General features: G+C 52.0%; 8 tRNA genes and 1 rRNA gene. All 9 read left to right on the top strand.

The features are described 5' to 3' along the window. Positions 1 to 74: ribosomal RNA gene (gene rrf, locus HCJ50_RS16145) — 5S ribosomal RNA — on the top strand; the annotation flags it as partial. A gap of 9 nt (positions 75 to 83) precedes the next feature. Continuing rightward, positions 84 to 156 (top strand) — tRNA-Val (locus HCJ50_RS15605). 8 nt (positions 157 to 164) lie between these two features. Further along, positions 165 to 240 (top strand) — tRNA-Thr (locus HCJ50_RS15600). Positions 241 to 276: 36 nt separating this feature from the next. Continuing rightward, a tRNA-Lys gene (locus tag HCJ50_RS15595) sits at positions 277 to 349 on the top strand. A gap of 5 nt (positions 350 to 354) precedes the next feature. Further along, positions 355 to 436: transfer RNA gene (locus tag HCJ50_RS15590), tRNA-Leu, on the top strand. 12 nt (positions 437 to 448) lie between these two features. Then, positions 449 to 523: transfer RNA gene (locus HCJ50_RS15585), tRNA-Gly, on the top strand. 15 nt (positions 524 to 538) lie between these two features. Beyond that, positions 539 to 624 (top strand) — tRNA-Leu (locus HCJ50_RS15580). Between the two features lie 9 nt (positions 625 to 633). Then, positions 634 to 707, top strand: a tRNA-Arg gene (locus HCJ50_RS15575). A 10-nt stretch (positions 708 to 717) separates the two neighbouring features. Then, positions 718 to 790: transfer RNA gene (locus HCJ50_RS15570), tRNA-Pro, on the top strand.

Here is a 790-nt window from a genome sequence, read left to right as displayed (position 1 = left end):
AACACGGTAGTTAAGCTTCTCTGCGCCAATGGTAGTTGGGGGCTTCCCCCTGCGAGAGTAGGTCGCTGCCGGGCAATATCCCTGGAGGTTTAGCTCAGCTGGGAGAGCATCTGCCTTACAAGCAGAGGGTCAGCGGTTCGATCCCGTTAACCTCCATTTTTTATGCCGGCTTAGCTCAGTTGGTAGAGCAACTGATTTGTAATCAGTAGGTCGCGAGTTCGACTCTTGCAGCCGGCACCATTATTATTTTCTTTGTAATACATATATTATTATAGAGAGCCGTTAGCTCAGTTGGTAGAGCATCTGACTTTTAATCAGAGGGTCGCTGGTTCGAACCCAGCACGGCTCACTTTTGCGGGTGTGGCGGAATTGGCAGACGCACCAGATTTAGGATCTGGCGCCGCGAGGCGTGGGGGTTCAAGTCCCTTCACCCGCACTTATATGATATGCGGAAGTAGTTCAGTGGTAGAACATCACCTTGCCAAGGTGGGGGTCGCGGGTTCGAACCCCGTCTTCCGCTCCATATTTTATAAGCAACGCCGGGGTGGCGGAACTGGCAGACGCACAGGACTTAAAATCCTGCGGATAGTGATATCCGTACCGGTTCGATTCCGGTCCTCGGCACTTATATTTGCGCCCATAGCTCAACTGGATAGAGTACTTGACTACGAATCAAGCGGTTAGAGGTTCGACTCCTCTTGGGCGCACTTTATTAAACGGGAAGTAGCTCAGCTTGGTAGAGCACTTGGTTTGGGACCAAGGGGTCGCAGGTTCGAATCCTGTCTTCCCG

This window comes from Listeria immobilis (assembly GCF_014322765.1).
Classification (GTDB): Bacteria; Bacillota; Bacilli; order Lactobacillales; family Listeriaceae; genus Listeria; species Listeria immobilis.
The sequence above is the reverse complement of the archived record's forward strand: the minus strand, read 5'-3'. Positions and strand labels throughout refer to the sequence as shown.